Source organism: Rhodoferax sp. P2_H8_2 (assembly GCF_056403235.1).
This window is the reverse complement of record NZ_JBFUFW010000002.1, coordinates 458,273-483,891: the sequence shown is the minus strand read 5'-3', so window position 1 is coordinate 483,891 and position 25,619 is coordinate 458,273. Positions and strand designations below refer to the sequence as shown.

The window sequence follows — 25,619 nt, the reverse complement described above, 5'->3', positions numbered from 1 at the left end:
TGTGCGGGTCAATGGTTCTGCGTGATTTCCATGCCAATGCCGCGATAGCCCAGAAACTGACTTTTCTGATTGAACATGGGTTCACCACTGACGCGGAATTCCTGTAGCGTTCCGTCGGGATTAGTGCGGTGGAACGCAAAGTCCAGAAATGGCCGACGCGCAGCGATGGTGCTGCGCAGCTCTTCCCGTTCAGAGTTATTCCAGCAGTCCGTCTTTGCCTCCGCCGCATGGCCTTCCAGCGCGGGCGTTTGTATACCCAGCATTTCCAGTACCGGGCCTGACACTTTGGTGAAATTGCCGTTTTCATCCTGCTCCCAGTACCAGTCAGACGCCAGCTCCGTGAGGCTGCGGTAGCGGGCTTCGCTTTCACGCAGCTCGGCAGTGCGCTCCAGCACGGTTTGCTCCAGCTCACGGTTGAAATCTTCCAGTTTGCGGTACAGCAGCCGTACTTCCAGCATGTTGTGGATACGCGTTTTCACCTCGATCAGATCGAGTGGTTTGCTGATGAAGTCCTTGGCTCCCGCCTGCAAGGCACGCAATTTGTGGCCGGGCTGTGCGGTCAGCACGATGACCGGCATATAGCTGTCCGTCAGATTGGCCTTCAGACCCTCCATGACTACAAAGCCGTCCATCACCGGCATTTGCAGATCCAGCAGGATCAGGTCGTAATTGTTTTTGCGGTGCAGGCTGCACACCTGGGTAGGGTCGGTGGTTGCGCTGACCCCGGTGTAGCCTGCCTGTGTGAGCAATTGCTGCAGCAGCGCAATGTTGGGTTCCTGGTCGTCGACGATCAGGATGTTGGCTTTTTGAATTTCCGAGTTGCTGATCATCATGGTGTTTCCAATGGTGGTGTGTAAGTTTTTATGTTGTTGGATGACTGCAGTGCGACATCCAGCGCATTCATGAATGCGTCAATGCGGATGGGCTTGGTCAGGTAGCGCAGAAAGCCGGCTTCCAGGCCTTTTTCAATGTCTCTGTCCATCGCATTGGCGCTGAGCGCCAGTACGGGAATCTTTGCGGTCTGGGGGTCTTCCTGCAGCAATTGCAGCGCCTGCAGGCCGCTGATGCCTGGCAGGTTGATGTCCATCAGGATCACATCCGGGTGGTGCTTGCGCGCTAGCTCGATGCCGCGCATACCGTCTGCTGCACCCAGCAGGCGAATATCGGGGCGGCGTGCAATCAACTGCGCCACCAGATCCATATTGGCTTTGTTGTCTTCCACGTACAGTAGCGTCTTCAAAGCCATGCCCTCGTGCAGGGGGGGGTGCAATATCGACATCGTTGGATGATGGGAGCCCAATTCTTGTGGTGCGATCCGGTCCAGCTCAAACCAGAACTCGCTGCCCACACCGCTTGCGCTGTTGACCCCAATGGTGCCGCCCATCAGTTCCACCAGGCGCTTGCTGACAACTAGGCCAATGCCATTGCCTTCCTCCGTGCCTGCCTCCTGTCCGAGTCGGTTGAAGGGCTGAAAGAGTTGCGTCAACTTGGTCGGTGACAGGCCTTCGCCGGTATCGCGCACGCTGATACGGATGCGCTGTGTCGTGCCTTCCACAAGGGGTCCGGCGATGCAATGTACATCGACGCGCCCGCGCGGCCTGTTGTACTTGACAGCATTCGAGAGCAGGTTCACCAGTACCTGCTTGACGCGGGTGCGGTCGGCCCTCACCGAATACGCCGCAGCCAGGTTGTGAAACTTCACCTGGATACCGCTGCGCAGTGCCTGCGCCTGAATCATGGCATCGCAGTCCGGCAGCAAATCCCTCAACGAAATGGGTTCCATCGACATGGACAGCTTGCCCGATTCGATCATTGACAAATCCAGAATCTCGTTGATCAACTCCAGTAGGTACCAGCCAGCTCGCAGGATCTGGTCGATATTGGACTTTTGCAGTTCGGTGGGCGCGGGAACACCCGACTCCATCAACTGCGCAAAGCCCAGGATGGCGTTGAGCGGAGAGCGCAACTCGTGGCTCATGTTCGACAGGAATTCCGATTTCGCCTGGTTGGCTTTATCTGCAGAAAACTTGGCGCGCTGCAAAGCGACGCTGGCGGCATGCAGCTCCTGGTCAAGCACCTTGCGCTCGGTCACGTCACGCATGACGACGGTGAACACCTTTTCGCCATTGGCTTCGAGCATGGTCATCGTGGCCTGCATCGGAAACTCGCGGCCATTCGCATGCAAGCCGGTAATTTCGGCCTGTCTGCCTAACACCTGTTTGGAGACGCCGTGTTCGGCACGGTGTCGCTCCGGTACCAATCTCTCCAGACTGGTGCCCAGGACTTCTTCGCGGCTCAGGCCAAACATGTCTTCTGCCGCGGAATTGAACAGCGTGATATTGAAACTGGCATCCGCAGCAATCACGCCGTCGATTATGGTGGCCACGATACCGCCGAGTCGTGCTTCGCTCTTGCGCCGTGCATCTTCAGCGTCGCGTCGCACACTGATGTCGCACACGATGGCGGTGAAATACTGCAGATTGCCTTGCTGCATGGGGCTGCCCACAATTTCCAGTGGAAAGCTGCCGCCATCCTTGCGGCGGCCCATCACTTGAGACTCCTTGCCTGGCGCAAGATTGTGGATGGCGAAGTAGGCCTTCAAGTCCGACGCGCCCGACGCGTCGTAGCCGTCGATCAAATGGGTAAAGTCCGTGCCTTCGAGCTCACCCGCGTCGTAGCCAAACATGTTGTTGAAGGCCGGGTTGGTGGTGGCAATTTTTCCATCATCCGCCAGCATCGTGACGATACCGTCCACCATGTTGTTCAGCACAGTCTGGTTTAGTTCGGAGCTGTCACGCAGCGCCTGCTCCACCACATACTGTGCAGTGATATTGCGAAACACCAGCACAGCGCCCACAATTTCTTCGGAAGCGTCCCGGATCGGGGCACAACTGTCCGCAATATCAAACTCCTGTCCATCGCGTGATAGCAGGATCGTGTGGTTCGCCAGGCCTTGTACGGTTCCATGTTCCAGGGCGGCGGCAACTGGAATTTTGGTGGGCAAGCGGGTGGCTTTGCTCAGGATGCGAAAGACTTCGTCCACGGGGCGGCCTACCGCCAGGGCTTCGGTCCAGCCGGTGAGCTGCTGGGCGACGGGATTGAGTAAGGTGACGCAGGCGTTGCGATCTGTCGCAATCACGCCGTCGCCTATGGAATCCAGCGTGACCGTCAGCTTGACCTCGCTGACGCGCAGCGTGGAGTTGGCTGTCTGCAAATCGGCGTTGAGTTTTTTCTGGGCTTGGAGAAGAGAGCCAAGATAAAGCAGCAGTAGCATGGCCAGCGCTGCCAGAACGCTGGCGCTGAAGTTGCCTATGGACAGTGTGTAGAAGAATATGGCCGTGAGGATCAGGCCCAGCAACAATGCCACCCTGAAAAGCTGGGGGGATTTCCCGTGTGTAGGTAGCATGGGGCTTACCTGTTGCCGTTGGCCACAGTGTGCGTTTGCATGAAGCCCTTTGGTGAAATGGCCTGCTGATTCCCGAAGGGAGTCGATACAGTCAATACACTCTTATACCCCCGTTGGCGAACACGCTGTGTTCGCCAGCGAACTCAGCTGCTATTCATCCCGCTGAGGGTGCATCCAGATGCCTTGCGTGGGCCAGCCATCGGTCTTGCGTTGGCGCCGGTTTTTTGAGGCAGAAGCCACCGTGCCGAGAACCAACACAATGGCACCTATTACCAGTAGAAAATCAAGAAAAATCATCATGGCACACCCCGTATTTTGTGCCTGGATATTAGGAATGCAGGTATGCCATGTCGGTGCGGCACCACACGGACGCTAGCCGTTTCACTCAGCTATGCTGAAGCTTATTGTTTGATCCGCTTTCAAGGAGTACACGGCATGGGCAAGATAGGAAGCGCAATTCCTCTTGCGCTGTGCACGCTGATGTTGGCGGGTTGTGGCAGTTTGCGTGGTGAAGGTTTTGTGAATGAGCAGCCAGCGGCAGGCACGCTGCCTACTGTCGCCACGCCCCGCGGAGCCATGTCTGCGCCAGCGGCCAAGACAGTCATGGCACGGCGCTGGGGCCCGAATTACCTCGATGTCAGCGCCGCGGCTGCACTGGAGGAGCAGGCCACCAGTAAACCTCTTATTCCGGGAAACAAGCTGACACTGCTGTATGACGGCCCGCAAACCATGGGCGCCATGATCGCAGCCATCAAAGCAGCCACCAACCACATCAATCTGGAAACCTACATCTTTGACCAGGACCCAGTGGGCATTCAGTTTGCGGAGCTGTTGATAGCCAAGCAGCGCGCCGGCGTCCATGTGCATGTGTTGTACGACGCCGTAGGCACTATCGGCACACCCGATGCATTCTTTCAGAACATGCGTGATGCAGGCATTCAGTTGCAGGCCTTCAATCCTGTCAATCCCCTGAAGACCAACGGAAACTGGGACCCCAATCACCGCGATCACCGCAAGATTCTGGTGGTGGATGGCAAGGTGGGATTCACTGGTGGCGTGAACATTAGCAGCACGTATTCCAACAGTTCGTTGTTTCGTTCCAAATCCCGCAAGACGTCCAACATCGGCTGGCGCGATACGCACGTAAAGATCGAAGGCCCGGCGGTGGCGTCACTGCAATGGGAGTTTTTGAATACCTGGTTTGAGTTGAATAGCACCACATTGGTGGGCAGCAACTTCTTTCCGCCATTGCCCAAGGCGGGTGACACGCTGGTGCGTGTGTTGGCCAGTGAGCCGGGTGGTGATCAGGAAATTTATCGCGCCCATCTGCTGGCCATCCGCTCGGCGAAGCGGTCCATACACATTACCTGTGCCTACTTTGTGCCGGATGACCAGGTACGCCAGGCGCTCAGCGAAGCTGCGTTGCGCGGGGTGGAAGTCAAATTGGTGTTGCCGGGGGTGCGCGAAAGTGGCCCCGCCTTTTACGCCGGGCATGCCACCTACCAGCGCATGCTGACGGATGGCGTGCAGATCTATGAACTGCAGATCGCTGTTTTGCATGCCAAAACGGCAGTGATTGACGGAGTGTGGTCGACCGTAGGCTCGGCCAATATGGACACGCGCAGTTTTCTGCACAACTCGGAGCTCAACGTGATGGTGTTCGACGCCGCGTTTGCAGCAGCGATGGAAGATGCGTTTGCTGAAGATTTGAAGTCCTCCAAACCCGTGAGTCTGCAAGAGTGGTCTGAACGCCCGGTGGGCGACCGCATCAAGGAATGGCTGGCCAGCCGCTTTGGGTATTGGTTGTGATGGGGCACACATGGCGCAATCGTCTGTACAAGACGTTGCTGGTACTGGTGCCCTCAATGGTCATGACAATGACATGTGCAAAGGCAGCGCAGGAAACGGGCGATGCCCAGGGCGCCACGCGGTTGCTGCAAACCTACCGTCAGCTGCAACCGCGCCTGCAAAACAATCCCTACGGGCAGCCGCTGGTGATCTCGTCATCCGAATCAGGGCGGCAGATTCAGGGCGAGGTATTTGCCGTGCTGGATTTCCCCATGGAGTTGGCGAGCAGCAGTCTGGACAAGCCCGCGGCCTGGTGCGACATCCTGATCTTGCACATCAATACCAAACAATGCGTGGTAACACCGGAGGGCTTGTTGGGCGTATATATCGGCAAGAAAACACCACAGTCACTGGCGGATGCCACGCGCATTGATTTCGCGTTTCGCCGGTTGCGCAGTTCAGCGGCCGAGTTGCATGTGGAGATGAGCGCGCAGCGCGGTCCCTGGGGAACCAGTGCATACACGATTGTTCTGGAGGCAGTGGCCTTGCCGCAATCCAAAACCTTTCTGCATTTGACGTATGCCTACCAGGTCAATCTGGCAGGGCAACTCGCATTTGCAGCCTATCTCGGCTCAACGGGCAAAGACAAGGTGGGTTTCAGCACACAGGATCCGGTTGACGGCAACACGGCGGCACTGGTAGGCGGTGTGCGCGGATTGATAGAGCGCAACACCATGCGCTACTACTTGGCCATTGATGCCTATCTGCGTTCGCTGTCGCTGTCGCCGGGCTCGCAGACAGAGAACCGACTGCAAACTTGGTATCAGCAAAGCGAACGCTATCCGCGCCAACTGCATGAAGTGGATCGCGCAGCCTATCTGGCGATGAAGCGCGCAGAAATCGCGCGCCAGCGGTCAGCGGCCGAGTAGCAATTCCAGAATAACGCCAGTGGCAATCGCTACCAGCACATAGTCGCTGCCGGTTTGCACCCAGTGGTAGCCGCGTGGGGGCGAATGCAGTCCGTGGCCGCGATAGTCTTCCACGACGTACTGGTACGTTCTGTATTGCGGTGGCAGGCGGTTGCCGCGGTAAAAGGAATGATCGGGTCCGGCACCGCGATTGCCGTCGCGCCAGTCGTTGCGGCGGTCATCACGTCTATCGTCACGTCTGTCATCGCGCCTATCGTCTCGGCGGTCATCGGATCGGTCATTGCGCCACGCGGGTTGCGCCGGTGGAGCGGGGCGGTCGCGGTTGACCACGCAGCGGCTGCGGTCATTGCGGCAGTTGTCGTCACGCCTGTCATCGTTTCGGCTATTGCCTTGCGCCAGCACACTGGTGGTCGGTAGCAGGGCCAGCGCAATCAGGGCGCAGGCCAGTCGGTGGTGTGTCATAGGAGCTCCATAAATGGATAAGGGTTGAAGTACGCCTCACCGTATTCCTCAGCCGATCAAAAGTCCGTGTGGCAACGCACCGTTCGTGAACGGAAACGGTTCTGCCGTGTTCCAATGGCATAACCACACGAATTTGAGAATGACATGAACCCCGACGCGCAATCCCTCTGGCGCGCCCCGCAGTGGGCGTTTTCCATCCTGCTGGCGCTCCTGGGCATGCTAGGCCCGTTCTCCATCGACACCTATTTGCCAGCCTTTGCCGGGATCGCCCAATCGCTGGACGCCTCGGCGGTGCAGATGCAGCAAACGCTGTCGGCTTACCTGTTCGGCTTTGCCTTCATGAGCCTGTTCCATGGCGCGATCTCCGACAGCTTTGGCCGCCGACCGGTGGTGCTGTGGGGCCTGTTTGCATTTACCGTTGCGTCCATCGGCTGCGCGCTGTCGCAAAGCATTGGTCAGCTGATTTTCTTCCGCGCGGTGCAGGGCCTGTCTACGGGCGCGGGCATCGTGGTGTCCCGTGCGGTGATCCGCGATATGTTCCCGCCCAACCAGGCGCAAAAGGTGATGAGCCAGGTCACGATCTTTTTCGGCGTGGCACCCGCCATCGCTCCGATGATTGGCGGCTGGATCTTCATCCACGCCAACTGGCACGTGATCTTCTGGTTCCTGACTTTTGTTGGCGTTGTGCTGTGGACGGCGATTTACAAGTTGCTGCCCGAGACACTGCATGACACGCAGCGCCAGGCATTCCATCCGCGCAACCTGATGGCGGGCTATTGGCAGCTTGGTTCTGATCCGCGCTTTTTGCTGTTGGCGCTGGCCAGCGGCATTCCATTCAACGGCATGTTCTTGTATGTATTGAGTGCCCCCGTGTTTCTGGGCGAGCATCTGGGTCTGCAGCCGCAACAGTTCTTCTGGTTTTTCCTGCTGACCATTGGCGGCATCATGGCCGGTGCCTTTGTCAGCGGCCGCGTCGCCGGCAAGATCGCCCCCAAGCGCCAGATCCGCAACGGCTTTCTGATCATGCTGGTGATCGGCACCATCAATCTGGTGGCCAATCTGCTGTTCACCGCGCATGTCAGCTGGGCAATGTTCCCGATAGGCATCTTCTCGTTTGGCTGGGCCATGATGGTGCCGGTGGTGACGCTGCTGGTGTTGGACCTGCACCCCGAGCGGCGCGGCATGGCGTCGAGCTTGCAGATGTTTGTGGGGTCCACGGCCAACGGCATCGTTGCCGGTGTCATTTCGCCGCTGGTGATGCACTCCACGATCGCACTGGCCACGGCCTCTGTGCTGATGATGTGCATTGGCCTGCTGGCCTGGTTTTACATTCGCCGCAAGTGGCCCGAGATTGGGCAAAGCGTGGTGCAGGCCTAAGGCCTTTGCGTGAATAAGCCTTAGTAGGCGAAGAAAGGGCCGACACCCATCGTGGTCGTCTGCCCCTCGAATGCAAACCCCACGCGCTTGCCGTAAAAGAAGGGCAGGCCCCAGTCAAACGTACGCGTGCTGCCAATGATTCCCGCCAGCATGGGTTGCACGGCATTGGCACGGGTGGCAAACAGGGATGCCGCATTGCCCACAGCAAACGCATTGGTGTTGGTGGCACCGTTGTCGGCTGTCAGTGTGGCCAGCAGGGACTGCGTGCTGGCAGGGCAATAGAAGTCGCTGCTGATGTTGGCACCGCTGCACTGGGTCAGGGTATTGCTGTCAAAGTAAATGCCGTTGGAGCCGGTGTCAATGAAACTGCGAAAGTAAACGCGTCCATCCAGATTGGTAGTGAACAGGCCGGAGCTGCCGGTGGCGAAGACCTTGGCAGCGCCGACCTGGTTGTTGGTCTGCGTGCCCAGGCCCAGATACATCGTGCCGTTCAGGCTGGGTGCGCCTAGCGGGTTGGCCGCAGGCAGGTCAATCACCAAACCGTTGTTGTCAGTGGCAAAGCTCAAGATGGGGTTTTGCAATTGCTGCGCGAGACTGGCTGTGGATGCGACCACCGATTTGCAGTCGGCTGCGGTACAACGAAAGTAATAACCGTTGCTGGCTTGCGTGGTGCAGCCGGTGCCGCAATCTTCCCTGGACAGGCCGACTCCCAGAATGCCATTGGCGCCCAGTGCCTGCGCGGTGGCTTGCTCGTCGCCGCTGGCGCAATTGGCGGACAGCGCGCGCACACTCGAGTCGGCAACGATTTGCACAGGGAGATTCGACGCCAGCTTGGTGCCCAGCATCACATCGGCACGCACCACCGGCCCCCAGGTAAAGCTGCCATCGATGAACTGTGCGCAGTTCACCAGGGGTGTGCCGGCCGTGCTGTTTTGCTTGGGCAAATTCAGCGTCGGTGACAGTACCGAAGACAGGATACGCAGGCCGCTGGAGCCGGTGTCTACCATCACGTGGTCTATGGTCTGGCACACGCTGGTTTGTGGCGTGCACAGCGTGACGCTGGTGTAGAGCAGGTTGACCTCATTGCCGCTGGGGCCGGCGTCTACCGTGACCGGAATCGCGTTGCTCGCTGCAGGAGGCGTGACACTGCCGCCACCGCCACCGCCGACCACTGCACTGCTGCCACCTCCTCCTCCGCCGCCACATGCGCACAGAACGCTGGCAAAGAGGCCCGTCAACAGACTTGCGCGCAGGCGGCGCAGCAGCGCCGCAGTGTGAAACATCTCAGGGCAGTACATCTTGCAGATTCAGTCCAGGGGGTACCAGGCTCACTACATAGGCGTAGCCTGAAAAACGGCGCATGCGCCCTTCGGAATGCACGACCAGATCGCTGTCGCGCAGATTCAGTACGCCAGCCCGGCGACTGGCGGTGCCCAACTGCTGGACCTCGGATTTGAACTGCGCAAAGTAGCGCCCCAACGTGGCGGGCAAATCCGGCAGCACCGGGCCTTCCCATGTCACGGCAAATACGGTGCCGTTGCGGTCCATGTATTCGACGACGCTGGTGCCGTTGGGCAATTGGGTGGTCTGCTGGGTAACGCCTGCGGTCTGCAGCGTTGATGCCTGGGCGCGCAATTGCGGCGCTGCGATGGTCGAAGCTGTTGTGCTCGCCGCGCTAGTGCTGCGTTTCTCGCCCAGCGTGGCGTGGCTGCTGTCGCAGGCCAGCAGCAGCATCAGGCACCAACTGCTGTGCCAGTGTCGAAGGCGTGGATGCATGTGCGCGGGCTCAGGGCTTGACGAACTTCAAGGTCATGCGGTCGCTCTCGCCAATGGCGGTGTATTTCTCCCGATCCACATCCTTGTTGGCATAGGTCGGCGGCAATGCCCAGACGCCGTTGGTGTGGTCGGCAGTGTCTTTGGGGTTGGCATTGACCTCGGATGTGCCAGCCAGTTTGAAGCCCACGCTTTGCGCAATCCGCGTCACATAGTCCACCTGCACATAACCGTTGCTGGCTTTCGCGTCCTGAACGCGGCTGGCGGGCAGGCGGTGCTCGACGACGCCGAACACGCCGCCGGATTTCAGGCTCGCGTAAGCGCTGGCAAACACGGCCTTGACGTTGTCTTCACCGCCAGCATCAACCCAGTTGTGCACATTGCGGAAGGTCAGCACCAGGTCGGCGCTTTGCGGTGCGATGTACTGCAGCTTCTTCGGTGGTGCAAACACCCCGATGCGCACCTTGCCGTACAGCTCGGGCTGGGCCGCCAGTTTCTTTTGCAGGCGCGCAATGCTGTTGCGGGCGTATTGGCTGTCGGAATCCGGATCGTCAGCGGCCAGCACCAGTTGGCCTTTGGCCATCAAATAGGGTGCGAGGATTTCGGTGTACCAGCCGCCGCCAGGGCTGATCTCCACCACGGTCATGTCGGGGCGAATGCCAAAGAAGCTCAGCGTTTCATACGGGTGGCGCCAGACATCGCGGGCGGCAAAGGCTGGCGTGCGGTGGGGCGCGGCGATGGCCGATTGCAGTGCGTCTTGCGCTTGCGCTGCGGCCATGAAAGACAGGGTGAAGAGAACCGTGGAGATCGCTTTTTTCACAGAAGGCCTTGCAGAGATGTGGTGGTACGAAGTCATTGTAGGCAGGCCCTTGGTTTTGCATTGTTACAGTCGGTGCTATATACTGTACATAAATACAGTTACAAGTCGAAACCCTTGCCATGCCTGCGCTTGCGCTCATCCACAAAGTGTCGTCCAGAGAGATGGTGGCACCGGAAGACATCCATGCCGATGTCTGGCATGCGCACACGCTGGCCCAGTCTGCCACGCAGATATTGCCCACGGGGGACGCGCTGCTGGACGCACAGTTGCCGGGTGGCGGCTGGCCGCTGGGGGCGCTGACGGAGTTGCTGCAACCCGATGGCATGCACAGCGAGTGGCGACTGCTGTTGCCAGCGCTGGCGCGCAGCGGACACGGTCCTGTGGTGCTGGTGGGTGCGCCGCAAGTGCCGTTTGCGCCATCGCTGTCGGCGCAGGGCTTGGCACTGCAGCGTCTGTTGCATGTGGGTGCGCAGACCGCCGCCCAGCGTCTGTGGGCGACCGAGCAGGTGCTGCGTTGCGCCGAGGTGGACGCGGTGCTGGCCTGGTTGCCGCAGGTGCGGTCGGATCAGCTTCGCCGTCTGCAAATGGCGGCCACCGAATTTCACAAACTGTTGTTCGTGATGCGTCCACAGCAAGCACAGAGCGAAGCATCTCCCGCTGCGCTGCGCCTGCAGATTGCGCCAAGTAACGATGCCGACTCAGACGCTTTGCAGATTCAGATACTCAAGCGACGTGGCCCGCCGCTGGATGCGCCTCTGCATCTGCGGGCGCGTGGTGCCCTGCTGGATTCGCTGCTGGCGGCTGCGCGTCCAGAGCGCCGTCCGCCCCCTGTGCGCACACGTGCGCTGGCTTCTATCCATGCACTGGATCGCACTACAGCCCGCGCCTGATGCGCCGACAGACGCACCCATACCGGCTGACATCCACACCGCGCTGGCCTGGAATGCGCTGTGCTTCACGCCGCTGGTCGCGCGCGTGGAAGATGCACTGGTACTGGAGATCTCGGCCAGCGAGCGCCTGTTTGGTGGGCGTGCGGCATTGCTGCAGTTATTTCATCAGAAAAACAAGCCTGTAGCGCGCATACAGCAGGCGCAAGGCGCTACATCTTTAATAGCATTGGGGCGTTTGTGGAGTGCCGCGCCTGACGCGCCTGTGGACGCCTTGCCGGTCAAAGTACTGGCTGCAGCACGCGTGCATCTGCCTACGTTTGTGCGGCTGGGGGTGCGCACTTGGGGGCAGATGCGCGCGCTGCCGCGCGGCGGGCTGGTGCGCCGCTTTGGCGCGGGGCTGGTGGATGCGCTGGACCAGGCCTATGGCCATCGCGCCGAGCTGTACCCGTGGATCACATTGCCCGAGGTGTTTGACGTGCCGCTCGAACTGACGGCCAGTGTGGAGTCGGCGCCAGCCCTGCTGTTCGGTGCGCGCCGCTTGCTGTCGCAATTGCTGGTGTGGCTGCGCGCACGTCAACTGGGTGTGCTGACACTGGAGCTGGTGTGGGAGCTGGATGCACGGCGTTCAAATGTGCAGCATGTGGACGCCCACCACAGCGGTGGTCAGCGGGGGCGGCTTGAGCTGCGTACTGCGCACCCGACACAGGACATGCAGCATTTGCAACGCCTGTTGGGCGAGCAACTGGCGCGCGTTAGCTTGCCCGCGCCTGTGCTTCACTTGCGTCTGCGCACGCTGCAAACGCAGGCGATGCCTGGCGAAAGCTGGAGCCTGCTGCCGGAAGACCAGCGCAAGGGCGACAGCCTGCACCAGACGCTTGAGCGCCTGGGCGCCCGTTTGGGCAAAGAGCAGGTGCAAAGCGTGCAGCCGTATGCCAGCCATGTGCCTGAATGCATGCAGCGCTGGAGTACATGGGATGTTAAAGATGCTCCTAAATCAGGAGCTGCTTACGCACATTCTGCGGGCGTTGCAGGCCTTTTTCCCTTGAAAATTCATCCGAATGCTGCGATCTATCCGACCTGGCTGCTGGCTGCACCATTGCCGCTGCAGGTGCACCAGACGCAGCCGCAATACCAAGGCGCCTTGGAAGTACTGGCAGGGCCGCAGCGGTTGGAGACGGGGTGGCTGGAAGGCGTACCAGTGCTGCGCGATTACTTTGTGGCGCGCAGTGCGCAGCATGGTTTGTTGTGGATTTACCGTGATCGGCTGCAGGCGCCAGATGCGAATCCGCGCTGGTTTTTACACGGCTGGTTTGCCTGAGCCAATATTTGGTAACAAAGTGCGCTTATTTGCAACCCAATGTTTCAACAGAAGCGGTGCAAGGCACGTAGCGTTCGCGGATTTCGCGGTACTTTCCATCGCTCAACATGCTGCCCAGACTGCGGTCAAAACCTTTTAGAAAATCTTCTGTCAGCGACTTTTTACTCAAAGCAATCATCGCGGGTTCCAGCGAAACCACGACGCTGGAGCGCACGATGTCTTTGGAGAGACCCAGCTCATGTAGCTCTGCCAGCGCCGTGGCTTCGTCGGCAATGATGCCATCCAGCCGTCCGACTTCCATCATCTTCCAGGCACTTTTGCGCAGCGATAACGGGGTAATCCGGGAGGTGAATTCCGGGTTCTGGGACAGTGCGTCAAAGTCGGGTCCGTACGTCACGCCAATCTGTGCGCCCAAGCGAAAATTGGTACCCATCAGGTCGGCCAGTTTGTTGATGCTGTAGATCGCCTGTGCGTTCTTGTGCATGAACAATACATTGGGAGAACGGTTGATTGCGCGAGAGAAATAGGCGAAGCGTTCGCGCTCCGGTTTGCGCAGTGCGCCGGGCAGAACATCCAGCCGCCCGGCCTCCAGTTCGACCAATGCGCGGGCCCATGGCATCTCTACAAATTTGGCAGTGCAGCCCATGCGATGCAAGGCTTCGCGCACCAGATCGGCATTGAAGCCGCGCACCTCGCCATTGGGGCCTGCAAAGGAGTAAGGTGCATCGTCATACCAGCGCACGGTCTTGATGCCGCAGTCCGCTGCTTGGGCGGAATGCGCCAGCACCAGCAGCCAGCCCAAGGCCAGCATCCAACGTGCCATTTTGCGAAACCCCAAAGCCATCTGCACTAGCCTTTTTAGTAGCTTCTACTGTAAGGCATGCCATCGATGGCGAAGGGTTGGCAGTTGTGATGGCGGATGCATAATCCAAAAGCCCCTATTTTTTGCATAAAAATCATGATCAATCGACGCCAATTCTCACTCGCTTCCGGTGCTACGGCTTTGATGGGTTTTCCGGCCGTGCACGCGCAGTCCGACAAAATCGTGTTCGGCCAATCGGCTCCTTTTACCGGTCCGGCGGCGCAATTGGGCATCCAGTACCACGCCGGCGCACAGCTGTATTTCAGCCAGATCAATGCCAGTGGCGGTGTAGGCGGTCGCATGCTGGAGATTCACCAACTGGATGATGGCTATGAGCCGGACCGCTGCGCGGAAAACACGCGCAAGCTGATTGATCAGGACGTGCTGGCGCTGTTTGCCTATGTAGGTACGCCCACCAGCCTGGCCGCATTACCGCTGGCACTGAAAGCCAAAGTTCCTTTTGTCGCCCCTTTTACCGGTGCCATGGGTTTGCGCAATCCCCAGCATCCACAGGTCTTCCATGTGCGTGCTTCGTACAACGACGAAACCGCCCTGATCGTCAAACAGCTCAACCACGTCGGTTTGCGCAAGGTGGCCGTGCTGTACCAGAACGATGCCTACGGCAAGGCCGGACTGGATGGCGTGACCGCAGCGCTGGCCAAATTGGACAGCAAGCCAGTGGCGATTGCCTCGGTCGAACGTAATACCGTGGACGTGGCCGCTGCTGTGGCAACGCTCAACGCGGCGATGCCCGACGCGGTGGTGCAGATCAGCGCTTACAAGACCTGCGCGGCCTATATCCGTGCCGCGCGCAAGGCGGGTTATGGCGGTCAGTTCTTCAATGTGTCTTTCGTTGGCACCAAGGCGCTGTCGGATGAGCTTGGCAAGGACGGTGCGGGGGTTGTGGTGTCGCAGGTCGTGCCTTCGCCTTTTGTGCAAAGCAACCTGCTGGTTCGCGAGTACACCGAAGCGGTACTCAAATCCGGCGGTACGGTGCAGGCCAATTACTCCAGCCTGGAAGGCTATCTGGCTGCGCGCGTGATGGTCGAAGGGCTGCGCCGCGGCGGCGCCAAGGGTTCGCGCGAAGGCCTGATCGCCGGACTGGAGTCCATAGGCTCCCAGTCTTTTGGTGGCTTCAACATCAGTTTTTCCAAATCCGACCACGTTGCTTCCAGCTTTGTGGAACTGTCCATGCTGACAGGCGACGGGCGCGTGCGCACCTGAGTGGATTCGGTTGCAAAAGAGGGATCTGCATTTATACTGGTTAAATAACCAGTAAATTGCGAAACCCCTTGCTCTGCAAGGCTCTGGGCGATGGCTGGTGTATCCGCCATCGCCATGAATCCCGATCCCTCCCCCTTTTCTGCGACGCCATTACCGGCCTACGCGGAACTGCACTGTCTCACCAGTTTCAGCTTCCAGCGCGGTGCTTCACGCCCCAAAGAGTTGGTGCAGCGTGCAGCGGCTTTGGGCTATAGCGCGCTGGCCATTACCGATGAGTGCTCTGTGGCGGGCGTTGTGCAGGCGCACCAGGAGGCCGAAACCTGCGGGCTGAAGTTATTGCTGGGGGCCGAGTTCCACGCCAGCATTGGCGAAGACGGCGCAGATGGCGATGAGGTCTGTGCGGTGGTGCTGGCGCACAACCTGGCAGGCTGGGGCAATCTGTGTGAGTTCATCACGCTGGCGCGCCGGGCTGCTGTCAAGGGCCAGTACCGCGTGGTCTGGAGCGAGGCACGTTGGGAACTTCTGCAGGATTGTGAGGTGCTGCTGTGCATCCCGTCTGCTATCAAAATGGAAGCTGCTTACGCAATTTCCATGCGCTTCAGAGCCATTTTTGATACGCAACTCTGGCTGGCTGCGACCTTGGGGCTGCATGCCGATGATGTGCTGCACCGGCAGCGCCTGGAGCAACTGTCACGGGCCAGTGGTGTGCCGCTGGTGGCCACAGGCAATGTGCACATGCACCTGCGCTCGCGCAAGCCGCTGCACGATGTGATGACTGCCATCCGCTTGGGCAAGCCCGTGTCGGATTGCGGCTTTGCGCTGCAGGCCAATGCCGAGCTGCATTTGCGTTCACGCAAGCGTCTGGCCGCGCTGTACCCCCCCGAATGGTTGAACAACACGCTGGTGATTGCCGACAAGTGCAGCTTCACGCTGGAAGCATTGCGCTACCACTACCCGATGGAAGCGGTGCTGCCGGGCACTACGCCTGCCCAGACCTTGCGCCAGTACGTCGAGGACGGCGCACAGGAACGGTACCCGAATGGCATGCCTCCCGATTTGCGTGTGCGCATTGAGAATGAGCTGGCGCTGATTTCCGAGCTGCGCTTTGAGATGTATTTCCTGACGGTGCACGACATCGTGCGCTTTGCGCGCAAGCAACTGATCCTGTGCCAGGGGCGCGGCTCGGCAGCCAACTCGCTGGTCTGTTATTGCCTGCACATCACCGAAGCCAACCCGGAAGAAACCTCTCTGCTGTTCGAGCGCTTCATCAGCCGCGAACGCAACGAGCCGCCCGATATCGATGTGGACTTTGAACACCAGCGCCGCGAAGAAGTCATTCAGTACATCTATGCCAAATATGGCCGTGAGCGGGCCGCCATCGCCGCCACGGTGATCAGCTACCGCCCGCGCAGCGCGCTGCGCGATGTGGGCCGCGCGTTGGCGATTCCCGATGCACTGATCAAGGCGATGGCCAAGGAGCATCCGGGTATGTACAACCGGGAGGTACTGGTGGAGCGCGTGCAATCGGCGCTGGAGCAGCTGGGGTCGGACTTTGTTGCACCACCGCTGCGCCGTCTGGAACTTTGGCTGGGCATGAGCGTTGCGCTGCAGGGTTTCCCGCGCCATTTGAGCCAGCACGTCGGCGGCTTTGTGCTGACGCAAGGGCCGCTGACACGTCTGGTGCCGGTGGAAAACGCGTCGATGAAAGACCGCTCCATCATCCAGTGGGATAAGGACGATTTGTCTGCGGTCGGCTTGATGAAAGTCGATGTGCTGGCCCTGGGCATGCTCAGCGCGATCCGGCGCTGCCTGGAGATGGTGGGCCAAAGGCGCGGTCTGTCCAAGCCGCTGCGCATGCAGGACATTCCGCGCGGTGACGAAGCGACCTACGACATGATTTGCAAGGCCGATACCGTGGGTGTGTTCCAGATCGAAAGCCGTGCGCAAATGAGCATGTTGCCGCGCCTGAAGCCGCGCGAGTACTACGACCTAGTGGTCGAAGTGGCTATCGTGCGGCCCGGGCCGATCAAAGGCGGCATGGTGCATCCGTATCTCAAGGCACGCAATGCTACCGATGCAGCCCAGTCACCTTACCCCGCGCTGCGGGAAGCGCTGGGTCGCACCAACGGAGTCCCTATCTTTCAGGAGCAGGTGATGCAGATCGCCGTGCTGGCGGCCGGGTTCACGCCCGGCGAAGCCGATGCGCTGCGCCGTTCGATGGCCGCATGGAAGCGCCATGGCAATGTCAGCCAGTACCACGACCGGCTGGTCCATGGCATGCTGGAGCGCGGCTACCCGCTGGACTTTGCCGAGGCCATCTTCAAGCAGATGGAGGGCTTTGGTGAATACGGTTTTCCCGAAAGCCACGCCGCCAGCTTTGCGATCCTGGTTTACATCAGCAGTTACCTTAAATGGCATGAGCCGGCCTGCTTTCTTGCCGCGTTACTCAACAGCCAACCACTGGGCTTTTACGGCCCGGCGCAGCTGGTGCAGGATGCGCAGCGCCATGGTGTGGAAGTGCGTGCCGTGGATGTGGTGCACAGCGATTGGGATTGTTCACTGGAGCCGCTGGGTTCAGGAGAGGTCGCCGTTCGTCTCGGTCTGCGCATGGTTCAGGGTCTGACACACACGGTAGCCGAGCGCATGGTTGCCGCGCGTGTGCACGGTCCTTTCACCAGCACACAGGATCTGGCGCTGCGCTGCGAACTCGATGTGGGCGACTTGAAGGCGCTGGCCAGTGCCGATGCATTGCGGTCGCTTTCGGGCCACCGGCGCCAACAGGTGTGGGATGCATCGGCACTGCGGCCTGCGCCAGAGCTGTTGCAAGGCATCCCGATTGAGGAAGACGCGCTGGTGATGCCCGCTGCGCAGGAGGGCGAGGAGGTGGTGTTTGACTACGCCTCGGTGGGGCTTACTTTGCGCTCGCACCCCTTGTTGTTATTGCGTGAGCAGCTATCAAAAAAGAAGCTGCTGACAGCGCAGCAGATGCGCGACTGGCCCAGTGGAAGATTGGTACGTGCTTGCGGCATCGTCACGGCGCGGCAGCGCCCGCAGACGGCCAATGGCGTGGTGTTCGTCACTTTGGAAGACGAGACGGGCAGTGTCAATGTGATTGTGTGGAAGTCCGTCAAGGAGCAGTTTCGCCACGAGGTCTACCAGTCACGCCTGATGGCGGTCTTCGGCGTGTGGCAACGTGATGACGAGAGCGGTGGCGAAGTACGCCACGTGATCGCAAAGCGCATCGTGGACTTGACCGCCATGCTGGGTGAATTGGCCACCAGTAGCCGGGATTTTCATTAGGACAAGGGATGGGCTTGCAAGCAGAAGCCTAAAACCGCATCTTCACCCCAGTACCCACGGCCCATGCGGTAGAACGAGCGTCGGGGTCCAGCGATTGGGGCCAGAAGTGTCCGAAAACAATTTCTCCAATCAACCTGTTGCGCAGCACGGGTTGTTCCCAGCGCATCTGCAGACCGTAGTCGGTCAGTGACAGGCCGGTGTTCTGCTTGGCGCTGGCCAGAAGCTCCAGCGAAAGCAAGCGCTGATCCCCCAAGGATTTGAAGACGCCCCAGCTGCTGTTCCATTCGGCATCAGTATCGTTTTGTGTCACGCCAACGACGTTGAGCCAGCGGCCCACCAGCGTGGGAGAAAACTGGTGCTGATACGAAGCCACCGTAGAAGATCCGAGACGATCCGCCTGTGTCGCAAACACGGTCTGGCTGAATTCGATGCTGTCCTTTTCCGCGAGTTTCCATTCTTTGCGATAGCGGACCTGCGCATACAGCTTCAACCCGCCCTGGAACCCGATACGCGCATCGACAGAGTCGTCCAGCGCCCGGCCAAGCCCGGCAAAAAAAGTATTGTCCTGCGTGGAGTTGGGCTGCAACAAGCGCTGCTTTGCAGCGAAAACGGCGGGCCTGTCCGAAGCGACACCTGCGGTGTTGTCACGCCCTGTAAACAGGTACGTCTTTTCCTCCAGATTGGGCAATTTGAAGCGGGCGTTGAACGTGAATGAATAGTCTGTCTTCTGGTCCTGGCGGCTGTAGAACCTCACGGCGACTTCGCCATCGCTGACCTCCCCACCCTCGGTAAAGGGCTTGTTTCCAAACCAGCTGTCTACACCGCTGGCCAGCCACACAGCGGCGTTACGCGCCGCCTCGCGCGCGGACTCGACGGATGCATCCACATCCACTTTTCGCACAGCCGGAGCGGGCTCCGGGGACTCCTGTGCCGCAACGCCAGTAGCCGCAGTCAAACCTGCGGACGCCAAGGCGGTGCAGATTGCGAAACTTCGGTTCAGAAAATACGACAAGGGCGCTCCCGCTTTAAGTTTGGGTCGTGGCAAATGAATTTTGGGCTATCGTGTAATCGTAGTGTTGAGTCTAGTCTCTCAAATTGTCTCCGTCTAAACCGTGCAGTGGCGCACATACTGTCACCCTGCATTCATTAGTCACGCCACCCGACACTGCATGTTGTGAATTTGACACCCATGCCGGGCAGTCTGGCAACCAGCCACAGCAATTTACATTTTGGCCATTCCGCAACGCTTGCTGCCGTATAGTTCAGCGACGGGGAATCTGGTAACCAAGGGGAACCAATTGCGATCAGGCGGCTTGCGATTCATTGTGGTGGTGGCTCTGGCGACACTTGTTGCCACAAGCGGACCTGCCTTCGCCCAGCAAGACGTGCTGGAGCGTTTGAACGCGCTGCAAGAGATATCAGAGAAGGACAATGCCGCGGCACTGACACAACTTGCGCCCATGTGGCCAACCCTGCCGGCCGACACACCCTACGTGGCGCGGCGCAAATACCTCACCCTGCTGATGAATCTGGAGGTGGACGCTGCCCACATGGAAGGCGCGGACATCACCATCGCCCGACTGCTCAAGCTCGCCCAGGACCAGCGCGACGATGTGGGTATCGTGCTTGCCACGTCGAAAGCGGCCTACCGCATGATGCGGGCCGGTAAAACCGATGCGGCGATTGTCAAACTGATGAACCTGGAGCCTGTTGCGGTGCGGGCGGGCGATCCCGAGGCCCTGTGGAGCTTCTATTCTGTTTTGGCCGAGTCACAGCTTGTTGCGGGCAAGTTTGAGCTGGCTCTGGCCAGCGCACTCAAAAGCATTGACTATGCCAAGCAGCTGCCCAAGTTCGCCAGTCTTACGCAACTCAAGTCGCTCAATATGCTGTCCCGGGTTTACATCTCCATGACCAACTGGGACAAGGCGCTTGCAGTCATTGATGAAGCATTGACAGTTGCCAATGCGCTGGGGTCCAGCAAGATGCAGGGTACCCTGTACCTCAACCGTGGCTACGTGTACGGCTCCATCCATGAAGTTGCCAAGGCGCGTGTCGCCTACGAACGCGCTGGCGACATTGGCCGTGAGGCCGGCCTAGTGCGCTTGCAGGCCAATGCATTGAACAACATCTGCGACGGATACCTGCAGGAGAAAAACTACGCCCAAGTCGAAGTGCTGTGCAGCAAGGCGCTGGAGAAATACAAAGAGGCTGGCGATTTGGGTGGTGTCGCCATCGCACAAAGCAACATGGGCCTGGCAAAAATGGGCTCAGGCAAAGTGTCTGAGGGTGCGGCCGCCGTGCGGGCTGCGCTGCAATTCAGCAAAGACTCTGGTGCCAAAACCGATCAGGAGTCGGTCCTGGGCGAGTTGGGCGCCATGTACGAACAGCTCAATATGTACAAGGAGGCGGTAGCCACCATTCGTGAACAGCAAATGTTGACGGCTGAGTTGTTCCGCTCGGACCGGGAAAAGTCGGTCGCTGCATTGCAGGAGCAATTCAACTCGGTGCAGCGCGACAAGCAGATCGAACTGCTGGCCCGGGAAAACAGCCTGAAAGACGCAGAGATCAACAACCGCCGCCTGCAGCAAGCGGTGACCATGCTGGGCGCTGTGGTTACGGTGATGGGTGGTGTGTTCGTGTTCTTGTTGTACCGCCGTGTGCGCAAAACGAACGAGAAACTGCGCGAAGCCAATCAACAGCTCGAATTCCATTCGGTGCGCGACCCGTTGACCGGACTGTTTAACCGGCGCTCTTTCCTGGAGCTGATGAAGAAGCGCCCTGTGGACGGTGCCAGCGGACGGCGCGAAGGGGACAATCCGGATGGCTTGATGATTCTGGACATTGACCATTTCAAGAATATCAACGACACCCTGGGCCATGCTGGCGGCGACACCGTGCTGGTCGAAATTGCCAAGCGTCTTCGCACGACGGTGCGTGACACGGACATGGTCATCCGCTGGGGCGGTGAAGAATTCCTGATCTATTCACCCAAAGCCAATACGACCCATCTCAAGATACTGGCCCAGCGCGTTTTGAATGTGATCGGAGAAGCACCGATTGCAGTGGGTGACAAGTCGCTGCCCGTGACGGTCACCGGAGGCTTTCTGACACTGCCATTCTCTGGATTGCCGGAGAGTGAATGCAACTGGGAAAAGGCCATGCAGATTGCCGATATGGCGCTCTATCTGGGCAAAGTCAACGGCCGCAACCGCGCTTATGGCTTGAGCCGCCTGCTCGTTCCCTTTGCAGAGGCCATGCCGACGCTGGAGAACGACATCTCTGCCGCACTGAAGGCAGACATGGTGGAACTGGTGGAGGTCGTCGGTCCCCGCCCCTAAGCGGTTTTCCTGAAGTGCAGCCAGGCCAATAGCAGTGCGATGCCCTGCAGCGCCGCGCACAGATAGAAGGTGGAGCCCATGCGCCAGTCGTTGGCTGGCAAATGGCCGACCTGCGCCAGGATGGCGGTGCCAATCAATGGGCCAAAGATAATGGACAGGCCGTTGATCGCGTTCAGCGCGCCCTGCGTCACGCCCTGCTCATGCGCGCCGGCGGCGCGCGACACCAGGGCCTGCAACGTGGGGCCGGTGGCAATGGACATGAAGTTCGCAAACATGATCACGTACATCATCCAGCCAGCGGTGATCGCGCCATAGCAGAAGAAGGCAATCGTGGCGGACGTAAAACCGATCAGCAGCAATCGGCGCTCGCCAAAGGTTTCCAGCAAGCGGCCCTGAAGGCCACCCTGCACGACCGCGCTGAGGGCGCCCACGACAAACAGCGCGATGCCGTTGTCGGTCGGCGTCCACTGAAAGCGGAAGGTGGTGTACAGCACCCAGGTGCTTTGCAGGATGAACTGGGCGAACACCGTCAGCGCAAATACAAAGATCATCAGGCCCACGCCGCGCATTTTGGAAAGGTGGGACAGTGCCGATAGCGGGTTGGCGCGCAGCAGCGAGAAGCTACTGCGGCGTTCTTTGGGTAGCGACTCTGGCAGCACGAAGTAGCCGTACAGCCAGTTGACCAACGCCAAACCCGATGCCACAAAGAACGGTAGCCGCACATCCTGCCCGCCCAGCAAGCCGCCAATCATGGGTCCGAAAATAAAGCCCATGCCAAACGCCGCGCCCAGCATGCCGTAGGCCTTGCCGCGGTTTTCCGCCGGCGTGATGTCGGCGATATAGGCATTCGCCACCGAGAAGCTGGCGGCCGTGCCGCCGCTGACGATGCGAATCAGCAGCAAGGCCATCAAGGACGTGGCCATTGCTTGCACCAACAGGCTGATCCCCAGGCCGAAGATCGACAACAACAAGACCGGGCGACGGCCAAAGCGATCGCTTAAAGCGCCCAGCATCGGTGTGCAGAGGAACTGCATCACGCCATACATGGCCGACAAAAGTCCATACCAATGCGCCTGCTCGTCCGGGCTGCTGGTGAATTGCCCGACCAAAGCGGGTAACACCGGGATGATCAAGCCAATGCCCAGCACATCCAGAAACACGGTCACCAAAATGAAGGCCTGGCTGGCCTTGCGGTCTTTACTGAAAAATTGCTTGAGCATTTGGGCCTTTGGGGGATCTTCGACATTGTCTGTGATAGCGTGCGTGCAAACACTTTGCCCTTGCCACTGCCCCACCATGAAACACGTCCAACTGCTCAAAATTTTAGCCGCCACCTGTTGCATGGCTGTAGCCCTGACGGCCGCGCAGGCTGCGGTCAAACTGGACGACCCGGTGCCGCTGTCACCGCTCTTGCGCAAAGGCCAGTTGCCCAACGGGCTGACCTGGTACATCCAGAAGAATGACAAGCCGGCCCAGCAAGTGGAACTGCGTCTGGCGGTCAAGGCCGGGTCGGTGCTGGAAGATGAGGATCAGCAAGGTCTGGCGCACTTCACCGAGCACATGGCGTTCAATGGTTCGACGCATTTCAAAGGCAATGAGCTGGTGTCTTTTCTGCAGTCCCTGGGCATGCGTTTTGGGGCAGACCTGAACGCTTACACCAGCTTTGACGAAACCGTTTACACGCTGTCCGTCCCCACCAGCAAGCCGGGGAATCTTGAGAAGGCCTTCCAGGTGCTGCAGGACTGGGCCGGTGGCCTGGCTTTTGACGCGGATGCGATCGACAAGGAGCGGGGCGTGGTGCTGGAAGAGTCGCGCCGCGGCAAGGGCGCAGAAGACCGCCTCGGCAAGATCACGCTGCCCAAAATTCTGGAAGGCTCCAAGTACGCACAGCGTCTGCCGATCGGGCATGACGACATCATCCGTTCGTTCCCACGCGAGGCCGTCAAGCGGTTTTATGGCGACTGGTACCGCCCTAACCTGATGGCGGTGATGGTGGTCGGCAACGTCGATCCTGCGCGCGCGGAGGTGCTGGTGAAGAAGTACTTCGGCGGTCTGAAGAATCCGGTGCCGGAGCGTCCGCGGCCCGTTGAGAAGCTGCCGGCCCGCACAGTGCAGGAAGCGGTCGTAGCGACTGACAAGGAAGCGACCAACAACGTCGTCAGCATCACCTACTCGCGCCAGGAAGACGGGCCGGAAACTACCTGGGGCGCCTACCGCCAGCACATGGTGGAAAACCTGCTGAACCAGATGCTGGGCCTGCGTTTGCAGGAACTGACGCTGACTGCCAATCCGCCTTTTGTGGCGGGTAGCAGCGGCCTGCAAAGCCTGATCAAGGGCTACCGGGAGTTCAATGCGTCCGCGCTTTTAGGCAAACCGGGCGCGGAGCCCGCAATCCGCGCGTTGGTGCAAGAGAACGAACGCGCTGCGCAATTCGGCTTTACTGCATCGGAACTGGAGCGCGGCAAGAAGAACTATGCCCGCGACATGGAGCAGTATTTCAAGGAACGCAGCAAGACCGAGTCGCTCATCTTTGCTGACGAATTTGTCCGCAATTTTCTGACTGACGAGCCCATTCCCGGCATCGTGGCAGAAGCCCGCGCGGCGGATGAAATGCTGCCCACGATCACGCTGCAGGAGATCAGCACACTGGCCCGTCAACTGATCCATGGTAGCAACAACAAACTGGTGATTTACCAGGGCGTGGATGCCCCGGACGCGGCCAAGCCCACAGGCAAGGATTTGCTGGACATCGTGGCCAAGGCGGCGGCGACACCGGTGGCGGCCTATGCCGAGAAAGCCATGGCGCACGGCTTGATGCCGCTGTTGCCCCAAAGCGGGACGGTGGTGTCCGAGAAGAAAACGCCTTCGCTGGGGCTGACGGAATGGACCTTGAGCAATGGCGTCAAGGTGGTGCTCAAGCCTACGGACTACAAAAACGACCAGATTCTGATGGGCGCTTACCGCGCAGGTGGTTTGTCGCTATTCCCGGATACCGATGTGATCAATGGCAGCTACGCGGTGCCGGTGGTGTCGGAGATGGGGCTGGCCGACTTCTCGCCCAATGATTTGCGCAAGTTGCTGGCAGGCAAAGCCGTCAGCGCCGGCCCGCAGTTGGGTGACATCTCCGAAGGCTTTGGCGGGCAAGCGGGCAATGCCGAGCTGGAAACCCTGCTGCAGCTCACGCATTTGTTCTTCACCCAGCCGCGTCGCGACGAGACCCTGTTCACCTCCTTTGTCGGCAAGAGCCGTGACATGCTGAAGAACGCAGAAGGCAGCCCGGAGGTGCGCTTTGCCGAGGCCATCCAGAAAGCCCTGTACAACGACCATCCCCGCCGCCCGCGCATGCCCAAGGCCGCGGACTTTGACCAACTGGATCTGACCCGTGCGATGGACATCTACCGCGCAAGGTTTGGCAGTGCCAAGGGGTTCACGTTCTTCTTTGTGGGCAGCATGGACATGAAGGCCATCAAGCCGCTCGTGGCGCGTTATCTGGGTAGCTTGCCGGTTACCGATGTGCCGACGCAGTTCCGCGATCTTGGCTTGCGCCCGGTCAAGGGCGTGGTGCGGTCAGAGGTGCTGGGGGGTAGCGAAGCCAAGAGCATCCTGTCGCTGACGTTGACCGGAGACGCCGCCTATTCCAACAGCGCCAATATGGCGATGCGGGCGATGATTGATGTTCTGGATATCAAGCTGGTGGAAGTGCTGCGCGAAAAGATGGGAGCGGTGTATTCGCCCAGCCTGTCGGCCCAGCTCAGCAAGCTGCCCTACGGCCATTACACGGTCAACCTGACCGTGCCTGCGAGCCCGGACAACGTGGGCAAGATCGTCGACGCCAGCCTGGCCGAGATGAAGAAACTCCAGAACGAGGGCCCGCAAGCTGGCGACTTGGCCAAGGTCAAGGAAAACTGGGTCAAGAACTTCCGCGAAGCCGTCAAGACCAATGGCTATTGGCTCAGCGTGCTGCGCTCATCCAAAGAGCAAGGCGAAGATCCGATGCGCGTGCTGAGCTACGAGGCACGCGTCAAGGCCTTGACAGCGGCGGATGTGCAGCAAGCCGCCAAACAATACTTGGACACCCAAAACATGGTGCAGTTCGTACTGAACCCGATCAAACCCTAAATCACTTTGCCCA

General features: G+C 59.6%; 18 protein-coding genes. 9 read left to right on the top strand and 9 right to left on the bottom strand.

The annotated features are described in order from the left end of the window. Nucleotides 1-8: 8 nt before the first annotated feature. Both AC1DV6_RS05200 and AC1DV6_RS05195 read right to left on the bottom strand, forming a co-directional pair. Nucleotides 9-833: a response regulator gene (locus tag AC1DV6_RS05200; RefSeq protein ID WP_477975774.1), complete on the bottom strand. Its 825-nt coding sequence runs from the start codon at nucleotides 831-833 to the stop codon at nucleotides 9-11. After that, nucleotides 830-3,367 (bottom strand): PAS domain S-box protein, encoded by a 2,538-nt coding sequence (locus AC1DV6_RS05195; protein WP_477975772.1) that lies wholly within the window; start codon nucleotides 3,365-3,367, stop codon nucleotides 830-832. The genes AC1DV6_RS05200 and AC1DV6_RS05195 overlap by 4 nt, the downstream gene beginning before the upstream one ends. Nucleotides 3,368-3,841: 474 nt before the next feature. On the opposite strand from AC1DV6_RS05195, the gene AC1DV6_RS05190 reads away from it, so the two are divergent. Then, nucleotides 3,842-5,215, top strand: a complete 1,374-nt coding sequence (locus tag AC1DV6_RS05190; protein WP_477975770.1) for a phospholipase D-like domain-containing protein — start codon at nucleotides 3,842-3,844, stop codon at nucleotides 5,213-5,215. A gap of 62 nt (nucleotides 5,216-5,277) precedes the next feature. Further along, nucleotides 5,278-6,123, top strand: a complete 846-nt coding sequence (locus AC1DV6_RS05185; RefSeq protein WP_477975769.1) for a hypothetical protein — start codon at nucleotides 5,278-5,280, stop codon at nucleotides 6,121-6,123. Here AC1DV6_RS05185 and AC1DV6_RS05180 read toward each other — a convergent pair. Continuing rightward, nucleotides 6,109-6,585 (bottom strand): RcnB family protein, encoded by a 477-nt coding sequence (locus AC1DV6_RS05180; protein WP_477975767.1) that lies wholly within the window; start codon nucleotides 6,583-6,585, stop codon nucleotides 6,109-6,111. The genes AC1DV6_RS05185 and AC1DV6_RS05180 overlap by 15 nt on opposite strands. 144 nt (nucleotides 6,586-6,729) lie before the next feature. Between AC1DV6_RS05180 and AC1DV6_RS05175 the strand changes: the two genes are divergently transcribed. Beyond that, on the top strand, nucleotides 6,730-7,962 hold the full coding sequence (locus AC1DV6_RS05175) for a multidrug effflux MFS transporter (protein WP_477975765.1): 1,233 nt from the start codon (nucleotides 6,730-6,732) through the stop codon (nucleotides 7,960-7,962). Between the two features lie 20 nt (nucleotides 7,963-7,982). Here AC1DV6_RS05175 and AC1DV6_RS05170 read toward each other — a convergent pair whose 3' ends face one another. The 3 genes from AC1DV6_RS05170 to AC1DV6_RS05160 are packed head-to-tail and all read right to left on the bottom strand — an operon-like array spanning nucleotide 7,983 to nucleotide 10,513. Beyond that, nucleotides 7,983-9,245 carry a DUF3443 domain-containing protein gene (locus AC1DV6_RS05170; RefSeq protein WP_477975763.1) on the bottom strand — a complete coding sequence of 421 codons (1,263 nt, stop codon included), beginning with the start codon at nucleotides 9,243-9,245 and terminating at the stop codon, nucleotides 7,983-7,985. 1 nt (nucleotide 9,246) lies between these two features. Beyond that, nucleotides 9,247-9,738, bottom strand: a complete 492-nt coding sequence (locus AC1DV6_RS05165) for a DUF2844 domain-containing protein (protein WP_477975761.1) — start codon at nucleotides 9,736-9,738, stop codon at nucleotides 9,247-9,249. Between the two features lie 10 nt (nucleotides 9,739-9,748). Continuing rightward, on the bottom strand, nucleotides 9,749-10,513 hold the full coding sequence (locus tag AC1DV6_RS05160) for a class I SAM-dependent methyltransferase (RefSeq protein WP_477975759.1): 765 nt from the start codon (nucleotides 10,511-10,513) through the stop codon (nucleotides 9,749-9,751). Nucleotides 10,514-10,674: 161 nt separating this feature from the next. Between AC1DV6_RS05160 and imuA the strand changes: the two genes are divergently transcribed. Continuing rightward, nucleotides 10,675-11,445 (top strand): translesion DNA synthesis-associated protein ImuA, encoded by a 771-nt coding sequence (imuA, locus tag AC1DV6_RS05155; RefSeq protein WP_477975757.1) that lies wholly within the window; start codon nucleotides 10,675-10,677, stop codon nucleotides 11,443-11,445. Further along, nucleotides 11,414-12,763 carry a Y-family DNA polymerase gene (locus AC1DV6_RS05150; RefSeq protein WP_477975755.1) on the top strand — a complete coding sequence of 450 codons (1,350 nt, stop codon included), beginning with the start codon at nucleotides 11,414-11,416 and terminating at the stop codon, nucleotides 12,761-12,763. Before imuA ends, AC1DV6_RS05150 begins: the two co-directional genes overlap by 32 nt. A 25-nt stretch (nucleotides 12,764-12,788) precedes the next feature. On the opposite strand, the gene AC1DV6_RS05145 is transcribed toward AC1DV6_RS05150, so the two are convergent. Next, a complete protein-coding gene (locus AC1DV6_RS05145; protein ID WP_477975753.1) occupies nucleotides 12,789-13,586 on the bottom strand; it encodes a substrate-binding periplasmic protein in 798 nt (265 codons plus the stop codon). 135 nt (nucleotides 13,587-13,721) lie between these two features. Here AC1DV6_RS05145 and AC1DV6_RS05140 point away from each other — a divergent pair, with 135 nt between their 5' ends. Further along, nucleotides 13,722-14,849: an ABC transporter substrate-binding protein gene (locus tag AC1DV6_RS05140; protein WP_477975751.1), complete on the top strand. Its 1,128-nt coding sequence runs from the start codon at nucleotides 13,722-13,724 to the stop codon at nucleotides 14,847-14,849. 90 nt (nucleotides 14,850-14,939) lie between these two features. Next, nucleotides 14,940-18,149 carry an error-prone DNA polymerase gene (locus AC1DV6_RS05135; protein ID WP_477975749.1) on the top strand — a complete coding sequence of 1,070 codons (3,210 nt, stop codon included), beginning with the start codon at nucleotides 14,940-14,942 and terminating at the stop codon, nucleotides 18,147-18,149. A gap of 28 nt (nucleotides 18,150-18,177) precedes the next feature. On the opposite strand, the gene AC1DV6_RS05130 is transcribed toward AC1DV6_RS05135, so the two are convergent. Beyond that, the gene (locus tag AC1DV6_RS05130; RefSeq protein ID WP_477975747.1) at nucleotides 18,178-19,161 is read right to left on the bottom strand and encodes a hypothetical protein; all 984 of its coding nucleotides are present in this window, start codon (nucleotides 19,159-19,161) and stop codon (nucleotides 18,178-18,180) included. Between the two features lie 286 nt (nucleotides 19,162-19,447). On the opposite strand from AC1DV6_RS05130, the gene AC1DV6_RS05125 reads away from it, so the two are divergent. Beyond that, on the top strand, nucleotides 19,448-21,487 hold the full coding sequence (locus tag AC1DV6_RS05125; RefSeq protein WP_477975745.1) for a tetratricopeptide repeat-containing diguanylate cyclase: 2,040 nt from the start codon (nucleotides 19,448-19,450) through the stop codon (nucleotides 21,485-21,487). Here the strand turns inward: AC1DV6_RS05125 and AC1DV6_RS05120 are convergent. Further along, complete coding sequence (locus AC1DV6_RS05120) at nucleotides 21,484-22,707, bottom strand: TCR/Tet family MFS transporter (RefSeq protein WP_477975743.1); 1,224 nt, start codon at nucleotides 22,705-22,707, stop codon at nucleotides 21,484-21,486. The genes AC1DV6_RS05125 and AC1DV6_RS05120 overlap by 4 nt on opposite strands. Nucleotides 22,708-22,828: 121 nt before the next feature. On the opposite strand from AC1DV6_RS05120, the gene AC1DV6_RS05115 reads away from it, so the two are divergent. Then, entirely contained in the window at nucleotides 22,829-25,606 is a 2,778-nt protein-coding gene (locus tag AC1DV6_RS05115; protein ID WP_477975741.1) for a M16 family metallopeptidase, read from the top strand. Nucleotides 25,607-25,619 lie beyond the last annotated feature (13 nt).